Annotated in this window: 21 protein-coding genes; 11 read left to right on the forward strand and 10 right to left on the reverse strand. The window is 34.6% G+C overall.

Annotation, left to right across the window (positions count from 1 at the left end; genetic code table 11):
• The first annotated feature begins 135 nt into the window (after positions 1-135).
• Entirely contained in the window at positions 136-537 is a 402-nt protein-coding gene (locus BUC23_RS10780) for a hypothetical protein (RefSeq protein ID WP_073209300.1), read from the forward strand.
• Positions 538-737: 200 nt separating this feature from the next.
• Here the strand turns inward: BUC23_RS10780 and BUC23_RS10785 are convergent, their stop codons facing one another.
• The 3 genes from BUC23_RS10785 to BUC23_RS10795 form a co-directional block, all read right to left on the reverse strand.
• Positions 738-1,391, reverse strand: coding sequence for an HD domain-containing protein (locus tag BUC23_RS10785; protein WP_073209302.1), 654 nt, complete (start codon positions 1,389-1,391; stop codon positions 738-740).
• A 93-nt stretch (positions 1,392-1,484) separates the two neighbouring features.
• Entirely contained in the window at positions 1,485-2,474 is a 990-nt protein-coding gene (locus BUC23_RS10790) for an acyl-ACP desaturase (protein ID WP_073209305.1), read from the reverse strand.
• Between the two features lie 10 nt (positions 2,475-2,484).
• On the reverse strand, positions 2,485-3,219 hold the full coding sequence (locus BUC23_RS10795; RefSeq protein ID WP_073209528.1) for a lysophospholipid acyltransferase family protein: 735 nt from the start codon (positions 3,217-3,219) through the stop codon (positions 2,485-2,487).
• Positions 3,220-3,344: 125 nt separating this feature from the next.
• Between BUC23_RS10795 and rnpA the strand changes: the two genes are divergently transcribed.
• The 3 genes from rnpA (at position 3,345) to BUC23_RS10810 (ending at position 6,306) form a co-directional block, all read left to right on the forward strand.
• Positions 3,345-3,758 (forward strand): ribonuclease P protein component, encoded by a 414-nt coding sequence (gene rnpA, locus BUC23_RS10800; RefSeq protein ID WP_073209307.1) that lies wholly within the window; start codon positions 3,345-3,347, stop codon positions 3,756-3,758.
• Between the two features lie 104 nt (positions 3,759-3,862).
• Entirely contained in the window at positions 3,863-5,500 is a 1,638-nt protein-coding gene (locus tag BUC23_RS10805; protein WP_073209308.1) for a S41 family peptidase, read from the forward strand.
• Positions 5,500-6,306: an OmpA family protein gene (locus BUC23_RS10810; RefSeq protein ID WP_073209310.1), complete on the forward strand. Its 807-nt coding sequence runs from the start codon at positions 5,500-5,502 to the stop codon at positions 6,304-6,306. The genes BUC23_RS10805 and BUC23_RS10810 overlap by 1 nt, the downstream gene beginning before the upstream one ends.
• Here BUC23_RS10810 and BUC23_RS10815 read toward each other — a convergent pair whose 3' ends face one another.
• The 3 genes from BUC23_RS10815 to BUC23_RS10825 form a co-directional block, all read right to left on the reverse strand.
• On the reverse strand, positions 6,307-6,750 hold the full coding sequence (locus BUC23_RS10815; protein WP_073209312.1) for a GNAT family N-acetyltransferase: 444 nt from the start codon (positions 6,748-6,750) through the stop codon (positions 6,307-6,309).
• A 50-nt stretch (positions 6,751-6,800) separates the two neighbouring features.
• A complete protein-coding gene (locus BUC23_RS10820) occupies positions 6,801-7,778 on the reverse strand; it encodes a DUF4837 family protein (RefSeq protein WP_073209314.1) in 978 nt (325 codons plus the stop codon).
• Positions 7,779-7,968: 190 nt separating this feature from the next.
• On the reverse strand, positions 7,969-9,156 hold the full coding sequence (locus tag BUC23_RS10825; protein WP_073209316.1) for a phosphoglycerate kinase: 1,188 nt from the start codon (positions 9,154-9,156) through the stop codon (positions 7,969-7,971).
• A gap of 284 nt (positions 9,157-9,440) precedes the next feature.
• On the opposite strand from BUC23_RS10825, the gene BUC23_RS10830 reads away from it, so the two are divergent.
• The 4 genes from BUC23_RS10830 to recA all read left to right on the forward strand — a co-directional run bounded on the left by BUC23_RS10830 (position 9,441) and on the right by recA (position 12,746).
• Positions 9,441-10,589 carry a DNA polymerase III subunit gene (locus BUC23_RS10830; RefSeq protein WP_073209318.1) on the forward strand — a complete coding sequence of 383 codons (1,149 nt, stop codon included), beginning with the start codon at positions 9,441-9,443 and terminating at the stop codon, positions 10,587-10,589.
• Between the two features lie 4 nt (positions 10,590-10,593).
• The gene (locus BUC23_RS10835) at positions 10,594-10,977 is read left to right on the forward strand and encodes a DoxX family membrane protein (RefSeq protein WP_073209320.1); all 384 of its coding nucleotides are present in this window, start codon (positions 10,594-10,596) and stop codon (positions 10,975-10,977) included.
• Between the two features lie 47 nt (positions 10,978-11,024).
• On the forward strand, positions 11,025-11,534 hold the full coding sequence (locus BUC23_RS10840) for an acyl-CoA thioesterase (RefSeq protein WP_073209322.1): 510 nt from the start codon (positions 11,025-11,027) through the stop codon (positions 11,532-11,534).
• Positions 11,535-11,738: 204 nt separating this feature from the next.
• Positions 11,739-12,746 (forward strand): recombinase RecA, encoded by a 1,008-nt coding sequence (recA, locus tag BUC23_RS10845; RefSeq protein ID WP_073209530.1) that lies wholly within the window; start codon positions 11,739-11,741, stop codon positions 12,744-12,746.
• Positions 12,747-12,797: 51 nt separating this feature from the next.
• Here recA and BUC23_RS10850 read toward each other — a convergent pair whose 3' ends face one another.
• Positions 12,798-13,565 carry a lysophospholipid acyltransferase family protein gene (locus BUC23_RS10850; RefSeq protein ID WP_073209324.1) on the reverse strand — a complete coding sequence of 256 codons (768 nt, stop codon included), beginning with the start codon at positions 13,563-13,565 and terminating at the stop codon, positions 12,798-12,800.
• A gap of 138 nt (positions 13,566-13,703) precedes the next feature.
• Here BUC23_RS10850 and trpS point away from each other — a divergent pair, with 138 nt between their 5' ends.
• On the forward strand, positions 13,704-14,678 hold the full coding sequence (gene trpS, locus BUC23_RS10855) for a tryptophan--tRNA ligase (RefSeq protein WP_073209326.1): 975 nt from the start codon (positions 13,704-13,706) through the stop codon (positions 14,676-14,678).
• 291 nt (positions 14,679-14,969) lie between these two features.
• Positions 14,970-15,437 (forward strand): hypothetical protein, encoded by a 468-nt coding sequence (locus BUC23_RS10860; RefSeq protein WP_073209328.1) that lies wholly within the window; start codon positions 14,970-14,972, stop codon positions 15,435-15,437.
• A 36-nt stretch (positions 15,438-15,473) separates the two neighbouring features.
• On the opposite strand, the gene dprA is transcribed toward BUC23_RS10860, so the two are convergent.
• Complete coding sequence (gene dprA, locus BUC23_RS10865; RefSeq protein WP_073209330.1) at positions 15,474-16,574, reverse strand: DNA-processing protein DprA; 1,101 nt, start codon at positions 16,572-16,574, stop codon at positions 15,474-15,476.
• 102 nt (positions 16,575-16,676) lie between these two features.
• Here dprA and BUC23_RS10870 point away from each other — a divergent pair, with 102 nt between their 5' ends.
• A complete protein-coding gene (locus BUC23_RS10870) occupies positions 16,677-17,621 on the forward strand; it encodes an HU domain-containing protein (protein WP_073209331.1) in 945 nt (314 codons plus the stop codon).
• 58 nt (positions 17,622-17,679) lie between these two features.
• On the opposite strand, the gene BUC23_RS10875 is transcribed toward BUC23_RS10870, so the two are convergent.
• Together BUC23_RS10875 and BUC23_RS10880 are read right to left on the reverse strand one after the other, a co-directional pair.
• On the reverse strand, positions 17,680-19,950 hold the full coding sequence (locus BUC23_RS10875; protein WP_073209333.1) for a helix-turn-helix domain-containing protein: 2,271 nt from the start codon (positions 19,948-19,950) through the stop codon (positions 17,680-17,682).
• A gap of 295 nt (positions 19,951-20,245) precedes the next feature.
• Complete coding sequence (locus BUC23_RS10880) at positions 20,246-20,854, reverse strand: OmpH/Skp family outer membrane protein (protein WP_244153797.1); 609 nt, start codon at positions 20,852-20,854, stop codon at positions 20,246-20,248.
• Between the last annotated feature and the right edge of the window lie 139 nt (positions 20,855-20,993).

Genomic DNA, 20,993 nt, shown 5'->3' on the forward strand with positions numbered 1-20,993 from the left:
AAATGATATTGTAGTTGTTTTCACAATGCGATTACCATAAGTAAAATAGTGCTGTTTTATATAGATTGTTTAGTTTACAACACTTAATTTTGCAGACCCATATTCGAAATATAACAACATCAAAAAATTCAACTTATGTCTTACCAACCTGTATTTGCCCAATTTTGGGAAAAGGTAAAAGAAAGCATCCAAAATGGAACTTACGCTAAATTAACTTTGGCCAAAACTATTGGTGATACCGAATTAAAAAACATTTACGTTCGCCCGGTGTTGAACGATGACATTTTTAGTCTTTCGATTACGGCGCGTTATAAAACGGAAGAAGTAGAAAGTTTCCACACTATAGATGAAACTTTTATTATATTAGCTCCCTTTATGAATAACCCTTTTTTGACGGCTCTACTATTTACAACGGAGAATGATATCACCTTTAAACTCAATAAAAAAAGAGTGGGAAGTATTGTTGAACAAGCGCCAACTTTTAAAAACGCTTCGGATGTTATCCTGGAAATGAAAGCAAAAGGAATTTCGATTTAAGATTTTTGATTAACGATTGCTGATTTTTGAATTAAAAATCAGCAATCATTAAACATCTGAAATTTCAAATAGTGGTCAGTAATCAGAATTTTTCAGTTCCTGGTTTGTGTGTAAAACAAGACTGAAATCGTTTTTTTTGAAGTAGAGCGGTACTATTTCAATATCAACAAACTGAATACTAAAAACTGAACACTGCTTACTTACTTCTCCCCTTCCCATTCCGCATAAAACTGCGACAAAAACCCTTGCATATATTTATGTCTTTCCTGTGCAATCTGTTTTCCGGTTTCCGTATTCATCTTGTCTTTCAAAAGCAATAACTTTTCGTAAAAATGATTCAGCGTTGGAGAATCATTGTTCTTGTATTCTTCCTTTGACATCTTCGCTTTTGGCGCGATTTTAGGATCATACAGCGTTCTATTCTTGAATCCGCCATAATTGAATGCTCTTGCAATTCCAATGGCTCCAATGGCGTCTAAACGATCCGCATCTTGAACGATATCCAATTCAATAGAAGAGAATTTCTTTTCGAAATTACCTCCTTTATACGAGATGTTTTCAATGATATTTATTACGTGTACTATTGTTGATTCGGCCGTGTTTTGTGCTTCCAGAAATTCTCGCGCTATTCTGGGGCCAACTGTTTCATCACCGTCATGGAATTTACTATCCGCAATATCATGAAGCAGAGCGCCTAAACGAACTATTGTTGGGTCACAAACTTCGTTTTTGGAAATTAAAACAGCATTTTTATACACTCTTTCAATATGGAACCAGTCGTGTCCACCTTCGGCATTTTGTAATTTTTCTTTAACAAAAAGAATGGTCTTGTCTATTATATTTTCTTTAATCATGGTTTGAAATTGGTATTAATCAAAAATGTTGAATTCTGAAGCAAAACAACTCCAAAATTCAACATTATCTATCCTTTGTTCGAACTCAGAAATCTATCGTGCTAAAGCTGGCTCTACCCATTTGAAAATGTGGGATTCTTGCGGTATTACCATTCTTTCTGATATTCTCGCCATTCTTGCTGGTAATTTTATCAAATAATCACGTGCTTTCTCTGCTTCATCAGTCAAACCGGTAATCTTATCAATTTCCCATTTTTCAATTAATTTTTGCATGATATCTACATAATCCGCTGCTGTATAAACACCAATTCGCTGCGCAGAATCAGAAAACTGCTCAAAAGCTGTGCTGATCTTTTGCCCTGATTCTCTCAAGAAATGCGCTGGCATAACGATTTTTGCTTTCATCATATATTGAAAAGCAAGCATCATTTCGCTAGGGTCGACTTGAAATATTCTGTTTACAAATTCGCTATACGCATGATGATGGCGCATTTCGTCACCAGCAATCATTTTACACATTTTAGACAATTTGTTATCCCCGTATTTTTTAGCCATTTGTGCTACTCTGTTATGAGAAACATACGTTGCTAATTCTTGAAAACTGGTGTAAACAAAGTTTTTATAAGGATCTCTTCCGGTACCAATATCAAAACCATCATTTATAAGGTGTTGCGTCGTCATTTCGATTTCACGCATATTGACACGACCTGATAAATACAAGTATTTATTAAGCAAATCTCCGTGACGGTTTTCCTCTCCGGTCCATTGTCTGATCCATTTAGACCATCCATTTCTCTCCACGTTATCAATACCATCTACATCCATTAACCAGGATTCGTAGGTTGGCAAAGCTTCTTCTGTAATGGTATCACCCACTAAAGTCACCCAGAAATCGTACGGTAATTCTTTTGCTATTTCACGTAATTCTTTTACCTCATCAAAAAAGGTATCACTTTCAGAATTAGGCAAAAAATCAGAAGGTTGCCATATTTTCTCTACTGGGATTAGGTATTGATCAACGAAGCTATCCACGTTTTTTTCCAAAAACTGCATTACTTCTAATCGAATGTTTTTTATTGACATTATATATAAATTAAATTTTTATTCCTTGTACAACTGTTTGTTCTGTTTTTTCCATTAGCTCTTCAAAACTATAGTCTTTCACAGCTAACGGTTTATGTATTACAAAGGTAAGGTGATTTCCTAAACCTAAGGGGAAAAATCCATATTTAACCATTTTCCATGAATTGTTTATCGTCACCGGAACCACATAAGCTGATGGCGCATTTTTGCATAATATTTTCAACCCGGTTTGCGAAAATTCTCTAGGTTTCCCTGTTTTACTTCGCGTCCCTTCGGGGAAAATGACCGCCGAACGTTTGTATTTTTCAATATATTCAGCTAAACCTTTAATGGCCGGAATGGCCTGTTTAGGGTCTTTACGGTCAATAAGGACAGAACCTCCATGTCGTAAATTATACGAAACACTTGGAATTCCTTTTCCTAATTCTTTTTTGCTTACAAATTTACAATGAAAACGGCGTAAATACCAAATCATCGCAATAATATCATATAGACTTTGATGATTCGAAACAAATATCAAAGGAACATCTTTTGGAATATTTTCTTTATTTTCAAATTTATACGTGGTTCCTAAAAGATTAGTGCATCGCACTAAAAGAAAGTTCATGTAGTCCACACTTTTTTTATGCGCCTGATAGCCAAAAACAGTAAAACAAACCCATTGAATGGGATGAAAAATGACCAATACAAGACCAAAACACAAGTAATAAATTATAGATATGGGATACGAAATTAGTTTTTGCATGCTTAAAAAATTAGCCACAAAAGTAATAAATATATTTTTAGCCCGATTTAAATCCCAAACAATAAATAGAGTCATGGTTTAATTGTAACTTTGCGCGCTAAAATCCATGTCTTTTTTCTTCTAAAATGAACTTCACCTATCCCAAAAACGAAAAGCTAAAAAGTAAAATCACTATTGGATTATTATTTTCCGAAGGGAAATCTGTGTCTAAATATCCTTTACGATTAGTCTATTATTCTGGAAATTTAGGAGAAGGTCAAAAAATCAAGATGGGCGTTTCGGTATCAAAAAAACACTTTAAAAAAGCGGTTGACCGTAATTATTTCAAACGAGTACTTCGCGAAACCTACCGACTCAACAAACATCTACTACTGGACAATTTAGATAAACCGCATGCATTTATGTTGTTTTACCAAAGCAAAGACCGCTTGTCTTATGAGGAAATCAACACTAAGACAATCCAACTGTTTGAGAAGTTCTTGCAACAAAATAGCAAAACTACTATACCAGAAAACTCCTCGGATTTAGAAAAACTATAGTTTTCTTCTTAGCCAAATTCACCAATATAGTCTTTACCTACAATACTTTAATTATTATTGGCGATTTATTCTTATTTTAGCGCTAACAAATTTAGTTAAACGCCATGAACTCCTTTTTTACAAAAAAATTCATAATTCCGGTTGCTGCTTCGGCATTTCTGTTTATTGGAGCAAGTTTCAAGGACGATTTTTTTGAAATTGCAAAGCAAATAGAAATATTTACCACACTTTTTAAGGAGGTGAATAAGAATTATGTTGACGAGACAAATCCAGGTCAGTTAATGGATAAAGCCATCAATGGAATGTTAGGAAGTCTTGATCCCTATACCGTATATTTCAACGAACAGGATGTAGTCAAATTTAAAATAAACAACACAGGAGAATATACTGGAATTGGAGCTTTATTAACTCGAAAAGAGGATAAGCTTACGGTAAAAGAAATATATAAAAACTTTCCTGCCGACAAAGCTGGCCTTAAGCCCGGTGATGAAATTATACAAATTGGCGACGTGCTTCTTTCAGATTTTAAAGAAGACGCCTCTCAGCTGTTAAAAGGCGCAAAAAACACTAAGGTCGACATTAAATATATCCGTCAAGGGAAAACAAATACTACCCAAATTGTACTAGATGAAGTAGAAATAAAGTCGGTACCGTTTTTTGGTAAAATTGACGCAAAAACGGGCTATATCGTTTTACTGCATTTCAATAAAAAAGCTGCCTTTGAAACCAAAGAAGCGCTAGAACAATTAAAAAGAGAAGGTGCCGAAAGAATTATCTTGGACTTAAGAGACAACCCAGGCGGACTTTTGAACGAAGCAGTAAATATCTGCAATCTGTTTGTTCCAAAAAATGAAATCATTGTAACTACAAAATCAAAAATAGAAAAGCACAACAATACATACAAAACAACCCAAGAGCCTATTGACACTCAAATTCCACTAATTATTATTGTAAATGGGAAAAGCGCATCGGCTTCTGAAATTGTTTCCGGTGCCCTGCAGGATTTGGACCGCGCAATAGTATTGGGAAGCAGAAGTTACGGAAAAGGATTAGTGCAAAGACCGGTTGATTTAACGTATGGAACGCAACTAAAAGTAACTATTGCACGTTACTACACGCCTTCAGGAAGATGTATTCAGGCATTAGATTATGCCCATAAAGACAAAAATGGCATCGCTGTACGAACTGAAGAAAAAAACTACAACGCATTTAAAACCCGAAAAGGAAGAACAGTTTATGATGGGGGCGGTATTCAGCCTGACATAGAACTTAATGAAACAAAATTAAGCCCAATCACCAATGCCTTAATCAAAAACGATGGGATTTTTAATTACGTAACTCGTTATTATTACAAAAATCCAACTTTAGGAGATCGTATTCCTTCGATTTCTGATTCTGATTATTTAGACTTTAAACAGTTTTTAAAAGCTCAAAAATTTTCTTTTGACACTGAAACGGAGTTGGCATTGAAAAACACTTTGGCTATAGCCAAAAAAGAAAAAATAGATGAATCTATCTCTTTAGAATACCAACAATTGCTTAGCGCACTTCAAAAAAGTGAAGACCAATTATTGGATAAAAATCAGAAAGAAATCAAGAATCTTATTGTAGATGAAATTATTAAAAGATACCAATACCAAGAAGGATTGTATCAATATTACGTCAAAAACAATACTGAAGTTAAAAAAGCGATTACCATTTTAGATAATAATTCAGAATATAAATCTATTTTGAAAATCTAATGAAAACTATTTTTAGAATACTGTTTTTACTGTTTTTTTGCCATCTATCAGCCCAAGTAAAACCGGTTGAGACGGTTTATTTTGAATTTGACAAATCCGATCTTTACAACTCCCAAATCAAAACCATCATTGATTTTGCAAAAAATGCTGATACTTCTAAAATAGAATCTATCCAAATTTACGGCTATTGCGATGATAGAGGCGACAACGAATATAACTATAAATTGTCTAAAAATAGAGTAAAAACGGTACAGGACATTTTGACTTACAATGGTTTTAATAAAAATAAAATTGTCATTATTGAAGGAAAAGGACGTGTAATTATACAGACGGACTCTATTGATGACCTTACGGAAATTCGCAATAAAAACAGGAGAGTTGACTTATTTGTGGTTAAGAAAAACAGCTTTGGAAAAGGTATCTATAACTCCTTTCAGGAAAAACATAAGGTTGGAGATCGGATCTATTTAGAAAACATTTTTTTTGCATTAGGAAGAAGCGAGCTCACTGCACAATCAAAAAAAGAATTGGATAAAATCGCGCTGCTATTGCAAAAAAACGGGACACTTCAATTTGAAATTAGAGGACATGTCTGTTGCACGCCCAGTTCTTTAGACGATGCGATCGATTCTGCTACTCATGAAAGAAAACTTTCGTTGAATCGCGCCAGAAATGTGTTTAAATATCTGGTATCTAAAAACATTAATAGTCTTCGAATGAGCTATAAAGGTTGTGGTAATAAATTCCCTCTTGGAAAAGGCGAAGCACTTGATCGAAGAGTAGAATTTCTTATCTTGAAAATATAATTATTCCAATTTCATCTCGATATGCGGAATATCATCCTCTAAATACATTTCGCTAGTTTGAACAAAGCCATGGCTTTCGTAGAATTTTTTAAGATACAATTGAGCTCCGATGGTAATTTGGCTTTCGCCAAAATGAAGCAGAACACCAGCAATAGCTTCGCGCATTAAGTCATGACCCCATTTCCTGTCACGGTAATTTGCATCAACGGTTACTCTGCCAATAGAGGCATTGTCAAAACTGATTCCAGCCTTGAAAAGTCGGGCATGAGCCACAATTTTTCCTTCGAATTCTCCAAAAAGATGCAACGCCACTTTGTCCTTACCGTCAAGGTCAAGATAAACACAGTTTTGTTCCACTACAAATATTTCGCTTCGTAACCGTAGTAAATCGTACAATTCGTGAACAGAAAGTGCCTCAAAAGGCTTTATACTCCATTTTAACATCGTGTGGTTTTTATACTATTTTATAGAATGCAAATTAAAGAAAATAAAAATCAGTTTTTCAAAACAGTGACGGATTTTATGATGGATTCTAATTCGTGCATCAAATCCCGCTTCTCTTTTGAAGGCGCGTAACAGAAACCCTCTAAAACCAAGATTCTATTATTATCCCTATCAATAATGGCATAATTAATAAAAGGCCCTGCCATAAAATCATTTTTTAGCTCCCAAGTTCCTTTAGTCTCATAGGTTTTTTTCCCGTCAAGGGTAATCTTGAATATATAGGGCGCATAGGCCTCTTCTGTAATCATATTAGACTGCGGCTCGGTACCACTGATATACAAAGCACCAATTGAATCTCGCATTTTAACAATACTGCTAATCAAATTTGAATTCTTTTTTAGGGAACTGATAGGAACTTCATAAATTAAAAGGCTTGTGTTACCGCCGATTATTTCCTTTTTCAACCAAATAAATTTACTTTTATGGAGAACGTAGGCGTATGCAGAAGGAATTTTTATCGAGATTTGGAATTTGTTGGCAATAATTTTAGGATCAATTAGCAATTGACTGTTAATTCTTTGGCTTTCGGCAATTTCCATTTGTTTGATCAACCGAATCATTTTGGGTGCATTTTTTTCAATGCTTTTTATAATATCAGTACTTGTTTTTCCTGAAATATGAAATACATTTTGAGGGGATGCGTACTGATTTTTAATTATTTCAAACGTATTATCTTCTCCTTTTTTCACCACGATAATTGTCCTATTGTCGGTCATAAAACCTTCCAAAAGTTTAATAGGATATTGATTTATGGAAAAAAGGGGTTCTTCTTGTGGTAAACCAATGACTGGCGCGGCAAACTTATTTCGGATGCTATCTCCCACCTCACCATTCCACAACTGGTCATCAATAATAACAGAAATTGTATTAATTTTCCCCGTTGTTTTCCGAGGTAAATTATCACTTTTCTTTGCACAGGAAAAGAGTAGAAAGGAAATAAAAAGAAATAAAAAATGGGCTTTATTCATTATAATTTAATTATAAAATAAAACCCAAATTTATAGAAGTTAATTGTATTATCCGTTTATTTTTAGCTTCATTCCAGGTTTAATATATTCCCCGCTAATATCATTCCATTTTTTAAGACTGAAATCTCGAACAGATAAATTATTTCGCTGTTTTTTAATCGGCTAGTATAATTTCAAAGATGTAATGTAATTATTCCAAGATGGCAGCAATTCCAGGCAATACTTTACCTTCCAGCATTTCCAGCATAGCACCTCCGCCAGTAGAAACATAGCTCATCTTGTCTTCTAACCCAAATTGTTTTACAGCAGCTACTGAATCTCCGCCACCTACAAGTGAGAAAGCTCCGTTTGCAGTTGATTCAGCAATGAAATTTCCAAGGGTAATTGTCCCGTTCGCAAAACTTTCCATTTCAAAAACGCCTAATGGACCATTCCAAAGAATAGTTTTAGACTCCATGATCACTTTTTTGAAGTTTTCCAATGATTTTGGTCCAGCATCAAGTCCTTGCCATCCATCAGGAATTTCATTAACATCAACAATTTGAGTATCGGCAGTATTTGAAAATGCATTTGCCGCGACAACATCAACGGGAATATGAATTTGAACACCTTTTTCTTTGGCCAATCTCAAAATTTCCAATGCCAATTCTTGCTTGTCATCTTCGCATATTGAGTCCCCTATTTTCCCACCTAAAGCTTTCACGAAAGTAAATGTCATTCCACCTCCAATAATCATGTGATCCACTTTGTCCAGAATATTCTCGATAACCGTAATTTTAGAAGAAACTTTTGATCCACCAAGAACTGCTGTTACTGGTTTTTCACTGTTTTTCAAAACTTTGTTCAAGCTTTCAATTTCTTTAGCCAACAATAATCCGAAACATTTTTCAGTTGGGAAAAACTGAGCAATTATTGTAGTCGAAGCGTGTGCTCTGTGCGCTGTTCCAAATGCATCGTTTACATAAATATCACCAAGTGACGCTAATTCTTTTGCAAAAGCAACATCTCCTGCTTCTTCTTCGCTGTGAAAACGTAAATTTTCCAATAATAAAACTTCTCCGGCTTGTAATTTTTCAGCAGCAGTTACAGCTTCCACACCAACACAGTTTGAAGCAAACTGAACAGGTACTCCTATCACTTCTGAAGTTGTTTTTAGGATATGTTTCAATGAATATTTTTCTTCAACACCTGATGGTCTGCCTAAATGAGACATCAAAATTACGCTTCCACCTTGAGCAAGAATTGCATCAATTGTTGGTTTTGCCGCCTCGATACGAGTAGCATCTGTTACATTGAAATTTTCGTCCAAAGGCACATTAAAATCTACGCGGATTATGGCTTTTTTATTTTTGAAATCAAAATCGTTTAAAGTTTTCATTAGGTCTATTTTTAGTTTGTTTGTTTTTGAAATGATAACAAATATAGAACTTTTAGACTATTAATAAATTTGATGAAATCAAATAAATCCCATTTTTTGTAACGAAATCGATGTAAATTAATAAACAATGTGTCTTTTTATTATTATAACTGTTTTTATTTCTGAAATATGTTAAATTAAATATCTAAAAATCATCTTGATCCAACTGTAAATTTGAAAATTCCTACTACAAAACTTTGCTTGCTAAAATTTTAGACTCAACCATTTTCTTCTATCTTTGCTTTATGCAATTTTCAGAAATTTTAGGTCAGGAAAATATTAAAAGTCATTTGACAAAAAGTGCTAATCTGGGCAGAATTCCACATGCACAATTGTTTGTTGGTCCTGAAGGAAGCGGTACTTTAGCCATGGCAATTGCTTATGCGCAATATATCATTTGCAGCAATCAAAATGCCGAAAACTCCGGTTCAAATGAAGCGTGTAATCTGAAATTCAATAAAATTTCACATCCGGATTTGCATTTTATTTATCCAACCGTAAGCACCGAAGATGTAAAAACAAAACCAAAAAGTATTGATTTCATTACAGAATGGAGACAGTTTTTAAGCGAAAATCTATATGGAAGCTTATTTGATTGGTATCAAATGCTTGGCGTTAAAAATAAGCAGGGCGAAATTAGAGTCGACGACGCACAGGAAATACTGAAATCTTTGGCGTTGAAATCCTATGAAGGCGGATACAAAATAATGATCATTTGGATGGCCGATAAATTAAACACAGCCGCTTCCAACAAATTATTGAAATTATTGGAGGAACCTACTGATAAAACTGTTTTTATCTTGATTTCAGAAAACGAAGAAGATATCATTCAAACGATTCGTTCCCGTTGCCAAGTTTTACATTTCAATGGTTTACCAGAAAAAATTATTGCTGACGCCTTAGTTTCAAGAGAAAATATTGAATCAAAAACGGCTGTAAAAATAGCGCATCAAGCCCAAGGAAATTATAACAAAGCACTTCAGTTATTGCAACCGGACAGTGAATCGGTTTTTTTCGAAAAATGGTTTGTTGATTGGGTTCGTGCCGCTTTTAGAGCCAAAGGAAATGCCGCAGCAATTCAGGATTTGATTCAATGGAGCGAGCAAATTGCTGGTTTGGGAAGAGAGACTCAAAAGAAGTTTTTACACTTTTGCATTGACATGTTCCGTCAGGCCTTATTATTGAATTATCAAACTCCAAGTTTAGTTTATATAGAACCGCAAGTAGAGAAGTTCAAACTCGAGAATTTTGCCCCCTTTGTCAATGGCAATAATATAAATGATATCTTTCAGGAACTTTCGGATGCTATGTATCACATTGAGCGCAACGGAAATGCAAAAATAATTTTAACCGATTTATCAATCAAACTTACCCGTTTAATTCACAAAAAATAAAAACATGAACAACATTACTTCTATTTTAATTTTGATTTTTTTGGCCATTACTTTTCTTCAATCCGGTTACGACAAACTGTTTTATTGGAAAGACAATGTGGATTGGTTAAAAGGTCATTTTTCAAAAACTCCATTAAAAAACCAAGTGCCTTTAGCCTTGCTGAATATTTTAATTTTAGAATTAATTTCGGGTATTTTGTGTGTTGTTGGCTGTATCGAATTATTTGTAAACAACGGAAGAATTTTTGGCTTTTACGGAGCTGTTTTTTCTTGTGTGACTTTATTGATGTTACTCTTCGGACAACGATTAGCCAAAGATTATGACGGTGCCAGAACTATTGTTATTTATTTTATCCCGGCTATTATGGCTGTATATTGGTTAAACTAAAAAGCACAACTTACATTAAAAAATAATAAATTACATTGACACAAAAAATGATACCAAAACATCCTTCCGAATCTTTAACGACATTAACCGATTTGGTTTTACCAAGCGAGACCAATCCCTTGAATAATCTTTTTGGAGGTGAATTATTAGCCCGCATGGATCGTGCAGCAAGTATCGCAGCAAGAAGACATTCCAGAAGAATTGTAGTTACAGCATCCGTAAATCACGTCGCTTTTAACAGAGCTATTCCTTTGGGAAGTGTTGTTACCGTTGAAGCGAAAGTTTCCAGAGCGTTCAAGAGTTCCATGGAAATATACATCGACATCTGGGTAGAAGACCGTGAATCTGGTAACAAAACCAAGGCCAATGAAGCTATTTATACTTTTGTCGCTGTAGATGACACGGGAAGACCTGTAGAAGTTCCTCAAATCGTTCCCGAAACAGAACTGGAAAAACAACGTTTTGATGCCGCTTTACGCCGCAAGCAATTGAGTTTGGTTTTAGCAGGAAAAATGAATCCTCACGACGCTACTGAACTGAAGGCATTATTCTTGTAAAAAAGAAATAAATGTATTGCCTTTGGATACAAAATAAGGGTTGAAAAATATTTTATAAAGACAAATTTCACATCAAAAAAAGAAGTATTTTTACGAAAATATATGTTACTCTAAATGAAATTTTCAGGATAATTAGTCATTCTGTCAGTTTTTTACGATTATAAAAAATAATACAAATAGATGAAAGAAAAGGTAAAAGAGAAGATGAGTACAGAGAAAGAAGCTAAATTAAAAGCGTTACAACTTACGCTAGACAAATTGGATAAAACCTACGGAAAAGGTACGGTAATGAAAATGGGGGACAAAGCCATTGAGGAAGTAGAAACTATTTCTTCTGGGTCTTTAGGAATCGATTTAGCCTTGGGAGTTGGTGGATATCCAAGAGGAAGAATTATTGAAATATACGGTCCAGAATCATCTGGAAAAACAACTTTGACACTTCACGCGATTGCTGAAGCTCAAAAAGCGGGTGGTATTGCTGCATTTATTGACGCTGAACATGCTTTCGACAGAAATTATGCGGAAAAATTAGGCGTAGATATTGAAAATCTAATCATTTCTCAACCAGATAATGGAGAACAAGCATTAGAAATTGCGGAAAACTTAATTCGTTCAGGAGCAATTGATATTGTTGTAATTGACTCCGTAGCGGCTTTGACTCCAAAAAGTGAGATTGAAGGTGAAATGGGAGATTCAAAAATGGGTCTTCATGCTCGTTTGATGTCTCAAGCATTACGAAAATTAACCGGAACAATCAGTAAAACACATTGTACTGTTTTCTTTATCAATCAATTGAGAGAGAAAATTGGAGTAATGTTTGGAAATCCAGAAACTACAACTGGAGGAAACGCCTTGAAATTTTACGCTTCGGTACGTTTAGATATTCGTCGTTCTACTCAAATTAAGGATGGAGATAACGTACTTGGAAACAGAACCAAAGTAAAAGTGGTGAAAAACAAAGTGGCTCCGCCATTTAAAATCGCTGAATTTGATATCATGTACGGTGAAGGAATTTCAAAGACTGGAGAGATTTTAGATCTTGCCGTTGAATTTGAAATCATCAAAAAAGCGGGATCTTGGTTTAGTTATGGTGAAACCAAATTAGGACAAGGTCGCGATGCTGTAAAGTCTTTGATAAAAGACAATCCAGAATTAGCGGATGAGCTTGAAGAAAAAATTAAAGCTAGAATAAAAGAATTAGCAGAAGCATAAAACTAAAAAAGAGTTCACCTTGGTGAACTCTTTTTTTTTATATCATAGTTACTAAAAAGCAAATTTATTTTCATCTTCAGTCCTCTCAAATTCCTCCAATTGAGAATAAATGATATCTCTTACTTCTTCCCGAATTTCTTTTCTGTTGTGTGCTGTTTTTCCCAAGGTTTCTATATGAGAATGCATTTTAACTCGCATTAGTCCTGGGCTTCCACTAAAAAAAGTGTAAGAAAATCTCTTTTTATTATCTGCAAAAGTGATGGGAACGATCGGTATTTGATGGTCAAGTGCTAATCGGAAAGCACCGTCTTTGAATGTGTCCAATAGCACCGATTCATCATCTGGAACTCCGCCTTCAGGGAAAATACAAATACTCAGCCCTTGATTAATTCGTTTTTGAGCACGATTAAAGACTTCCATTCTACTTTTAGAGGAGCTTCTGTCGACCAAAATACAGCTTCTTTTATAAAAAAATCCAAACAACGGAATTTTTGAAAGTTCTTTTTTACCAACAAAAACAAAAGGATTTTTAGTAAGGGCAAGCATCAACATTATATCGGCCATGGAGGTATGATTGGCAACGATCATATAACTTTTTTGATCTTCCATTTCTTGGTTTTTATCAATTTTATAGTAAAAACCCATTCCGAAAAGAATGAATTTTGCCCAAATTCGAGCCATCTTAAAAAAGTAAGGATAGCCACTTTCAGTCAAAATAGAAAGTACTAAAAAGGGAAACATAACCAGTATGGGAATGGCCATTAAAATATAAAACCATACGCGCCAAAGTGTCCAAAAAATAATTTTTAATCCTCTCATAATGCCAAAAGTAAGGAATCGAATGTAAATAGCGGTAAAAGAATTAAATTTGGCAACTTTAGTGTTAGAAAAAAATTACAATCCGTGTGAACTTTGCGAAAAACTTTGCGAACTTTGCGGTTAAAGTTAAAAATTACAATGGCAAAAATACTTACCGGCGTACAAAGTACAGGAACACCACATTTAGGAAACTTACTTGGCGCAATCATTCCCGCAATAGCATTATCAAATAAATCCGAAAACGAATCGTTTCTTTTCATTGCCGATTTACACTCCATAACGCAAATAAAAAACGGTGAAACATTAAGAACAAATACCTACAGTACCGCAGCGGCTTGGCTTGCCTGTGGTTTGAATGTAGATAAAGTCGTTTTTTACAGACAATCTGATGTGCCACAAACAGCGGAATTATCATGGTATTTAAGTTGTTTTTTTCCTTTTCAACGCTTGACACTAGCGCATTCTTTTAAAGATAAAGCCGACAGACTGGAAGATGTCAATGCTGGTTTGTTTTCATATCCAATGTTGATGGCTGCCGATATTTTATTATACGATGCCCAATTTGTTCCAGTTGGAAAAGACCAATTGCAACACCTTGAAATCACACGTGATGTAGCCTCTCGTTTCAACCACCAAATGGGAGAAACGTTTGTGATTCCAGAAGCGATAATACAAAAGGACGGTATGTTGATTCCGGGAACCAATGGCGGAAAAATGAGTAAATCAGCCAATAATATTATCAATATTTTCCTAGATGATAAAGCGTTGCGCAAACAAGTCATGAGTATTGAAACCGATAGCACGCCACTGGAAGATCCAAAAAATCCAGAAACTTGTAATGCGTTTGCCATTTATAAATTATTGGCAAATGAAGAACAAATAGCCACAATGACTGCCAATTACCTCGGTGGAAATTACGGTTACGGTCACGCCAAACAAGCCCTTTTTGAATTGATAACAGAAACCTTCAAAACCGAAAGAGAAAAATACAATTACTACATGAATAACCTTCCTGAAGTAGATGCGTTGCTTAAAATTGGCGCTGAAAAAGCAGCAATTGTTGCCAATGGTGTTTTAGGAAAAGTTAGAGAAAAATTGGGATTTGAGGTTTAACAATCTATTTTTTAAAACATATAAGTCATATAAGTTTTTATAGTTTGAAGTAACACTATTTCAAACAAGCTTATATGACTTATATGTACAATCAAATCGCCTCAAACAATTTACCCGGCAAAGGCCGTATGACGCCTTTGAGTTCCATATTAATGAAATATCACTAAAAGTAAGTATTTTTTTATGGTTTAAAATTTAATATATTTGAGTACAAATATTTAGTACTCTTTTAAAAGACAAATTATATCTCTAATTGATTATATAGATTTTTGGATTTTAAATTAAAGACATATGAGATTTTTTGTGAAAATAACATTATTGGCAACATGTATTCAACTTTCATGTTGCAGTACATATAAAAGGGATAAATTTCATTATAAAGGTCAAATTAAATCATCCCAAATTTCTTGGATAAATAATTTCAAAGATGAAGTCTTCTATGAATGCCTCAAAGAAGGATATAAAAACGATAGCATTTTTAAATTAATGTCAAAGAAAGATTTATTCAATTCATCTGAAATATCTGATTTTAGTGAAATGGATAGTGCACGAGTTTTGGGGCGGAAAATAATTAAAAATATGCCTCCTCCCTACATTCATGTTGATGACGAAGATATTACTGGAATGAATTTTATTTCTTCATCATGTTTACATTACTATGCAAGTCATGAATTAGATTTAATTGCAAAAGCAGCATATAAGAATCATGTAAAAAAGGAAAAAGAAAACGATACTTTTTGGAAAAATTACAAACCATAAATTAAAAAAAGTAGTTTCATGAACTTTGAAACTGCTTTATATCGCCTCAAACAATTTCCCCGGCAATGGCCGTATCACGCCTTTCAATTCCATATTCAACAGCATTCCTGAGATTTTATAAATCGGAAAATCACAGCGCAAAGCAATAATATCCATCAGTTCTTTTCCGGTTTTTAAAAGGTAATCATAGACTTTTTGTTCGTCGTCCTCTAAAGTCACAAACAATTGTTTTTGTACCGGTTTTGTTTCTTTTTCCAAGTCCCAATTCAAAATATAAATCAAATCGGCTGCACTGGTCAGGACATTTGCTTTCTGGGTTTTTATCAGGTTGTTGCAACCCTGGCTGTACTTGTCCGTAACTCGTCCCGGAACGGCAAAAACATCGCGGTTGTAATCATTGGCCATGTTGGCCGTAATCAATGAACCACCTCTGTCTGCTGACTCAATTACGATGGTAGCTTCAGACATTCCAGCTACGATTCTATTTCTTTTTACGAAGTTTTCTTTATCCGGATTCGAGGAACTCCAAAACTCGGTCATGAAACCTCCGTTTTGTTCCACTTTGGTGACGTATTTTTTATGAATTTTTGGGTAAATTTGGTTTAAACCATGAGCGACAACGCCAATGGTCTGTAAATTATGTTCCATTGCCAATTGATGCGCTACGATATCAACGCCGTAAGCAAAACCACTCACGATTATGGGATCAAGCGGTGCTAAATCTTCAATCAGTTTTCTGCAAAATTCCGTACCGTAAGACGTAATTTGTCTTGTTCCCACGATGCTGATTATTTTTCTGTTTTTTAAATTGATATTTCCCGATGTGAATAATAAAAGCGGTCCGTCAATACAATGTTTCAACCGTTCGGGATAATCTTCGTCCTGAAAATAAACCGCGTTGATTTCATTCGCTTTTATAAACTCCAGTTCCTGATTTGCCTTTTCGAAAACTGATTTATCTTTTAAATTTTTTAGCAAAACAGATCCTACTCCATCAATTGCAGCAAGTTGCGATGCTTTTGTATTAAAAACCGCTTCCGCACTTCCAAAATGGGTAAGCAGTTTTTTGGCCATAATATCGCCCACTCCTTCTATTCTTTGCAATGCCAATAAATAAAATAAATCTTGTTCGTTCATAATAACTATTTGAAACTGAAATGTATAAAATTTAAAGCGGATTGTTAATAAAAATTGTGAATAAAATTTTGATAAGTATATTCGTTGTATAACTTTGTAAGTATGAAAATCGAACTATACATCGCGCAGCTTTTATACCGTTATCAATGTGTAACCGTTCCGGGTTTAGGGGCTTTTTTGACCGAAATTCAATCGGCTCAACTGAATGAAAGCTCAAATTCATTTTCTCCTCCAAAGAAAATGATTTCTTTCAATGCCAATCTTAAGAACAATGATGGTTTATTGGCTAATCATATTGCTCAAGCCGAAAAAACTTCTTATGAATATGCTGTTAGCGCTATTCAGTTTGAAGTTTTCAATTGGAAAAAAGCATTGGAAGAAAACGGTCTTTATGCTATAAAAAATGTAGGTGATCTTTGCCTGAATGCTGATTCTAATATAATATTTACTCCATACGACCAAACCAATTATTTGACTAATTCTTTTGGTTTAAGTCCGTTTGTTTCTCCACTTGTGAAAAGAGAAATCTTCGAACAAAAGATACAGGCAATTGAAGAAAAAGAACCAATTGTTTTAATTCCGGAAACAAGAAGAATGAATCCGTATTTAAAATACGCTGCTATTTTTGTACTTGGATTAGGTTTAACAGGAAGTGTTGGTTATCCAATATACCAAAACCAAATTGCAACTCAAACTACACTTGTTGAAACTGCTGTTCAAAAACAAGTTCAAAATAAAATACAAGAAGCTACTTTTTTTATCGAAAGTCCAGTTCCGGCTGTAACACTATCTGTTAAATCAGCTGCCGAAGTAAAAATGTCGTATCACATTATGGCAGGCGTTTACAGAGAAGAAAAAAATGCACAAAAAACATTTAATCAGTTAACTCGTTTAGGATACAAAGCCCGCCGAATCGCTCCTAACAGACACGGATTATTCCCTGTACTTTACGGAAGTTATGCCACAATTGCAGAAGCAGAAAAAGCTAAACAAGAAATTCAGAAAAAACACAATCCTGAAGCTTGGATATTAATTCAATCACTATAATAACAAAAAAACCTATTCTGAACGAATAGGTTTTTTTATAGCTTTTATTTAACGATACTTAATTCAAACTCGCTTTATACATTCGGGCCTCATCCCAAGTGAATTTTTCACTGTTTTTTTCCATCAATGCATTCAAGGATTCTTCTTTATATCCTCTAAAAGCATCGGCTAATTCCTGTATTCTGTCTTGAGGCAAAACCTCTTTAATATCTATTGCTTTTTCTTGAATCAATTTGACGAAATGACTGTAAATAGTTTGTTTTGTAAGCACTCGTATGGTTGCGATATCTTGAATAGAATTCTTCTCAATCCACAATTCATAGGTTTCCTGAACCGTTGATTTTTTTGGCGCTTTTTTAGTTGCCTTTTTCGAAGTATATCGTTCTATATCTTTTTCGTCATCAATCAAAGTGACATTTACATTTTTGAATTCTTCCCGAATCGCATCCGTTTTTTTGGTTATATATAGCTTTATCTCTGCTGATGTCAATTTTTCTTTGGAAATAGTTTCTCCCGAGACAACAGTTTCTATCAATAATTTGGCTTTCATTAAACGCAAAACCGCTTTCGTTTGCAACTCTTCCAAAACAATTAATTCATCGTAATAGGCCTTTACTTTCTTGATGCGTCTTACTTCTTCCAATTTCCAAAGGATTTCGTAAACCAATTTATCCATTGGAACCAGAAAATAATTGAATGCTGCTTGTATTCTGTCAAAAACATGATTTAAATCGACCGTTTCCTGAGCAAAGAGTTTATTCAATTGCAAAATGAATTTTTTGGATGGTTCCAAAAGCTGTTCGATGGTTTCCGTTTGCTTTTTAGCCCAAAGTGACTGTTTTGATTTGGCTGAACTTTCCGATTTATCGTTGTAACTGTATTGGTGATTGCGCCATTCCTGTGCTAAATCCTGCCAATCGAATGTGTTTATCAGATAGTTATGAATGAAATTTTTAGTTTCAAAATGCAACGCATTCTTTAATATTTCATCAGAAGCTTTGTTTAACGAATAATCCATCACATCCTGATCATTCGAAATCCCATTCATTCTCAGCGGAGACAGCAAAATAAGCCCTTCTAACGAACGCAAACGCGACAATGCCACATATGCCTGTCCTGGAAGGAAAACTTGCGAAACATCGAGCGCAGCTTTATCAAACGTTAATCCCTGGCTTTTATGAACTGTTATCGCCCACGCCAGCTTGATGGGATAATGAACAAAAGTCCCTAATACTTCCTCGGCAACTTCCTTGGTCGTTTCGTCTACTTTATAGCGGATATTTTGCCATTCGTATTTTTCGACTTCTATAGTTTTGTTTTCCTCTGGAAAATGAACGAGAATTTCATGGCTCGAAAGGGATTTAATAACACCCATTTTCCCATTGAAATAATTTTTATCAAAAGACAAATCGTTCTTGACGAACATTACTTGCGCACCAATTTTGAGTTTCAAATGTTCTTCCACCGGAAATATTTTGTCAGGGAAATCGCCAACAATTTCAGGTTTGTAGATAACTTCTTTGCCTACTAAATCTTCCAAAGCTTGCGCATTCATTGTATCGGCCTTGACATTATGCGTAGTTAGCGTAATGTAACCTTTGTTGGCTTTTAAATCAAAATCCGGTTTTACGTATTGATTTAAGGCTTGAATATCTTCCTGTGAAATCTGATTGTTCCGCAAATTATTTAAAACAGCGATAAACTTATCGTCCGTCTGGCGGAAAATTTTAGACAATTCGATATACAAAGGCGGGTTTTGCTGCACAACATGCGAATGGAAAAAGAATTTACCTTTGTAATAGTTGCGAAGTGTGCGCCATTCTTCATCACGAATTACCGGAGGCAATTGCAACAAATCACCAATAAATAATACTTGTACGCCTCCAAAAGGAGTATTCCTTTTGCGAACGGTTTGCATCATATAATCCATCGCATCCAATAAATCAGCTCGTAGCATACTCACTTCGTCTATAATCAGTAATTCCATATTGCGAATAACCGATTTCTTCAAACCGCTCATTTTGAAATGCCTGCGCAAGGTGTCTTTTGATTCAAATTTTACACTTTCTGAAAATTGAGAAGCTACATTGAATTCCGGAATAAAACCCCCGAAAGGCAACTGAAACATCGAGTGAATCGTAACGCCGCCAGCATTTAAAGCCGCTATTCCCGTAGGTGCAACAACAACCGTATTCTTATGGGTGGTTTGAATAATTTCGCGCAGCAGCGTGGTTTTACCGGTTCCTGCTTTGCCGGTAAGAAATACCGATCGATGCGTTTGATTAATGAATTGTAAGGTGTAAGCTGCGGCTTCAGAGATTGTTTGCATTTGGCGTGTATAGAGATAGCTAAAATATTGAAAATAGCAATAGTATTTTAGTTTTAACGAACATTTTTTGTTTGGATTCCAATGTTTTTCAGCCCCGATAGAAGTGTAAATCCTCGAAATTTAGAAAGTAATTGTTTCTGGCCGGAAAAGAGCGACCATAGGAAGCTCCTTTTATGGGTAAGAAAAAAGGCTTTCTAAACGAGAGATGAAGCGGATAGCGGGAAATAGCTTCAAAAAAAAAGCCCTCAATCTAAATCTAGATGAAGGCTATATTTTGAATTAATAGTAAAATATATTATTTTTTTGCTTCCGCTTCTTTTGGAGTTGCAGATTTGTATTTATCATTCAATTCTTTAATAATCTCTTTTGTGATATCGTATTTATCTTCAGCATACAAAATTGAAGCTGCATCACCAGTTCCGTAGATATAAGAGTATCCTTTTTCTTTACCATAGGTTTTGATGAATTTTTTTACACCACTAACCAAAGAATCCATTTCTTTTCCACTTTCTTGTTGCAACTCTTGTGCTAATTGTTGTTGTGCAGCACCTAATTGTTGCTCTCTTTTTTGTAATTCAGCTCCTTTTTGTTGTGCCCAAGCTTGACCGTTTGCTTGTGCTTGTGCTTGAAAACCGGCAGCTTCTTGCTTGAATCTTGCAATTTCAGCATCTAGTTGTCTTCCTTTTTCCTCTGATTTGGCTTTATATTTAGCCTCAAGATCTTTGGCTTCTGTATATTCTTTCATTAACACTGAAGTATCAACGTAAGCTGTTTTTACTTCCTTAACTGCAGTTGCTGGTTTATTACAAGATAGTACTGTAATTGAAAGTGCGATAATTACTAATGCTTTTTTACTCATATTTTTAATATTTCTTTTTTGGTATTCGTGAATCTTCGATTTCATTTGGTGAATTTCTAATTTTTTAAGTATGTGTGACAAAAATATAAAAAAAAAAGTAGCATTGACATAAAGTTTAAAAAATGCACATTTATTTATGATATCAGTTTTTGTTATTGTAATTGTTTTATTAATAATTTAAGGT

Origin of the sequence: Flavobacterium xinjiangense (genome assembly GCF_900142885.1) — a bacterium.
Classification (GTDB): Bacteria; Bacteroidota; Bacteroidia; order Flavobacteriales; family Flavobacteriaceae; genus Flavobacterium; species Flavobacterium xinjiangense.

Bases quoted from the DNA above. Each gene is read 5' to 3' on its own strand.
- BUC23_RS10780 (WP_073209300.1), top strand. From the start codon at position 136: ATGTCTTACCAACCTGTATTTGCCCAATTTTGGGAAAAGGTAAAAGAA.
- BUC23_RS10785 (WP_073209302.1), bottom strand. From the start codon at position 1,391: ATGATTAAAGAAAATATAATAGACAAGACCATTCTTTTTGTTAAAGAA.
- BUC23_RS10790 (WP_073209305.1), bottom strand. From the start codon at position 2,474: ATGTCAATAAAAAACATTCGATTAGAAGTAATGCAGTTTTTGGAAAAA.
- BUC23_RS10795 (WP_073209528.1), bottom strand. From the start codon at position 3,219: ATGCAAAAACTAATTTCGTATCCCATATCTATAATTTATTACTTGTGT.
- rnpA (WP_073209307.1), top strand. From the start codon at position 3,345: ATGAACTTCACCTATCCCAAAAACGAAAAGCTAAAAAGTAAAATCACT.
- BUC23_RS10805 (WP_073209308.1), top strand. From the start codon at position 3,863: ATGAACTCCTTTTTTACAAAAAAATTCATAATTCCGGTTGCTGCTTCG.
- BUC23_RS10810 (WP_073209310.1), top strand. From the start codon at position 5,500: ATGAAAACTATTTTTAGAATACTGTTTTTACTGTTTTTTTGCCATCTA.
- BUC23_RS10815 (WP_073209312.1), bottom strand. From the start codon at position 6,750: ATGTTAAAATGGAGTATAAAGCCTTTTGAGGCACTTTCTGTTCACGAA.
- BUC23_RS10820 (WP_073209314.1), bottom strand. From the start codon at position 7,778: ATGAATAAAGCCCATTTTTTATTTCTTTTTATTTCCTTTCTACTCTTT.
- BUC23_RS10825 (WP_073209316.1), bottom strand. From the start codon at position 9,156: ATGAAAACTTTAAACGATTTTGATTTCAAAAATAAAAAAGCCATAATC.
- BUC23_RS10830 (WP_073209318.1), top strand. From the start codon at position 9,441: ATGCAATTTTCAGAAATTTTAGGTCAGGAAAATATTAAAAGTCATTTG.
- BUC23_RS10835 (WP_073209320.1), top strand. From the start codon at position 10,594: ATGAACAACATTACTTCTATTTTAATTTTGATTTTTTTGGCCATTACT.
- BUC23_RS10840 (WP_073209322.1), top strand. From the start codon at position 11,025: ATGATACCAAAACATCCTTCCGAATCTTTAACGACATTAACCGATTTG.
- recA (WP_073209530.1), top strand. From the start codon at position 11,739: ATGAGTACAGAGAAAGAAGCTAAATTAAAAGCGTTACAACTTACGCTA.
- BUC23_RS10850 (WP_073209324.1), bottom strand. From the start codon at position 13,565: ATGAGAGGATTAAAAATTATTTTTTGGACACTTTGGCGCGTATGGTTT.
- trpS (WP_073209326.1), top strand. From the start codon at position 13,704: ATGGCAAAAATACTTACCGGCGTACAAAGTACAGGAACACCACATTTA.
- BUC23_RS10860 (WP_073209328.1), top strand. From the start codon at position 14,970: ATGAGATTTTTTGTGAAAATAACATTATTGGCAACATGTATTCAACTT.
- dprA (WP_073209330.1), bottom strand. From the start codon at position 16,574: ATGAACGAACAAGATTTATTTTATTTATTGGCATTGCAAAGAATAGAA.
- BUC23_RS10870 (WP_073209331.1), top strand. From the start codon at position 16,677: ATGAAAATCGAACTATACATCGCGCAGCTTTTATACCGTTATCAATGT.
- BUC23_RS10875 (WP_073209333.1), bottom strand. From the start codon at position 19,950: ATGCAAACAATCTCTGAAGCCGCAGCTTACACCTTACAATTCATTAAT.
- BUC23_RS10880 (WP_244153797.1), bottom strand. From the start codon at position 20,854: ATGAAATCGAAGATTCACGAATACCAAAAAAGAAATATTAAAAATATG.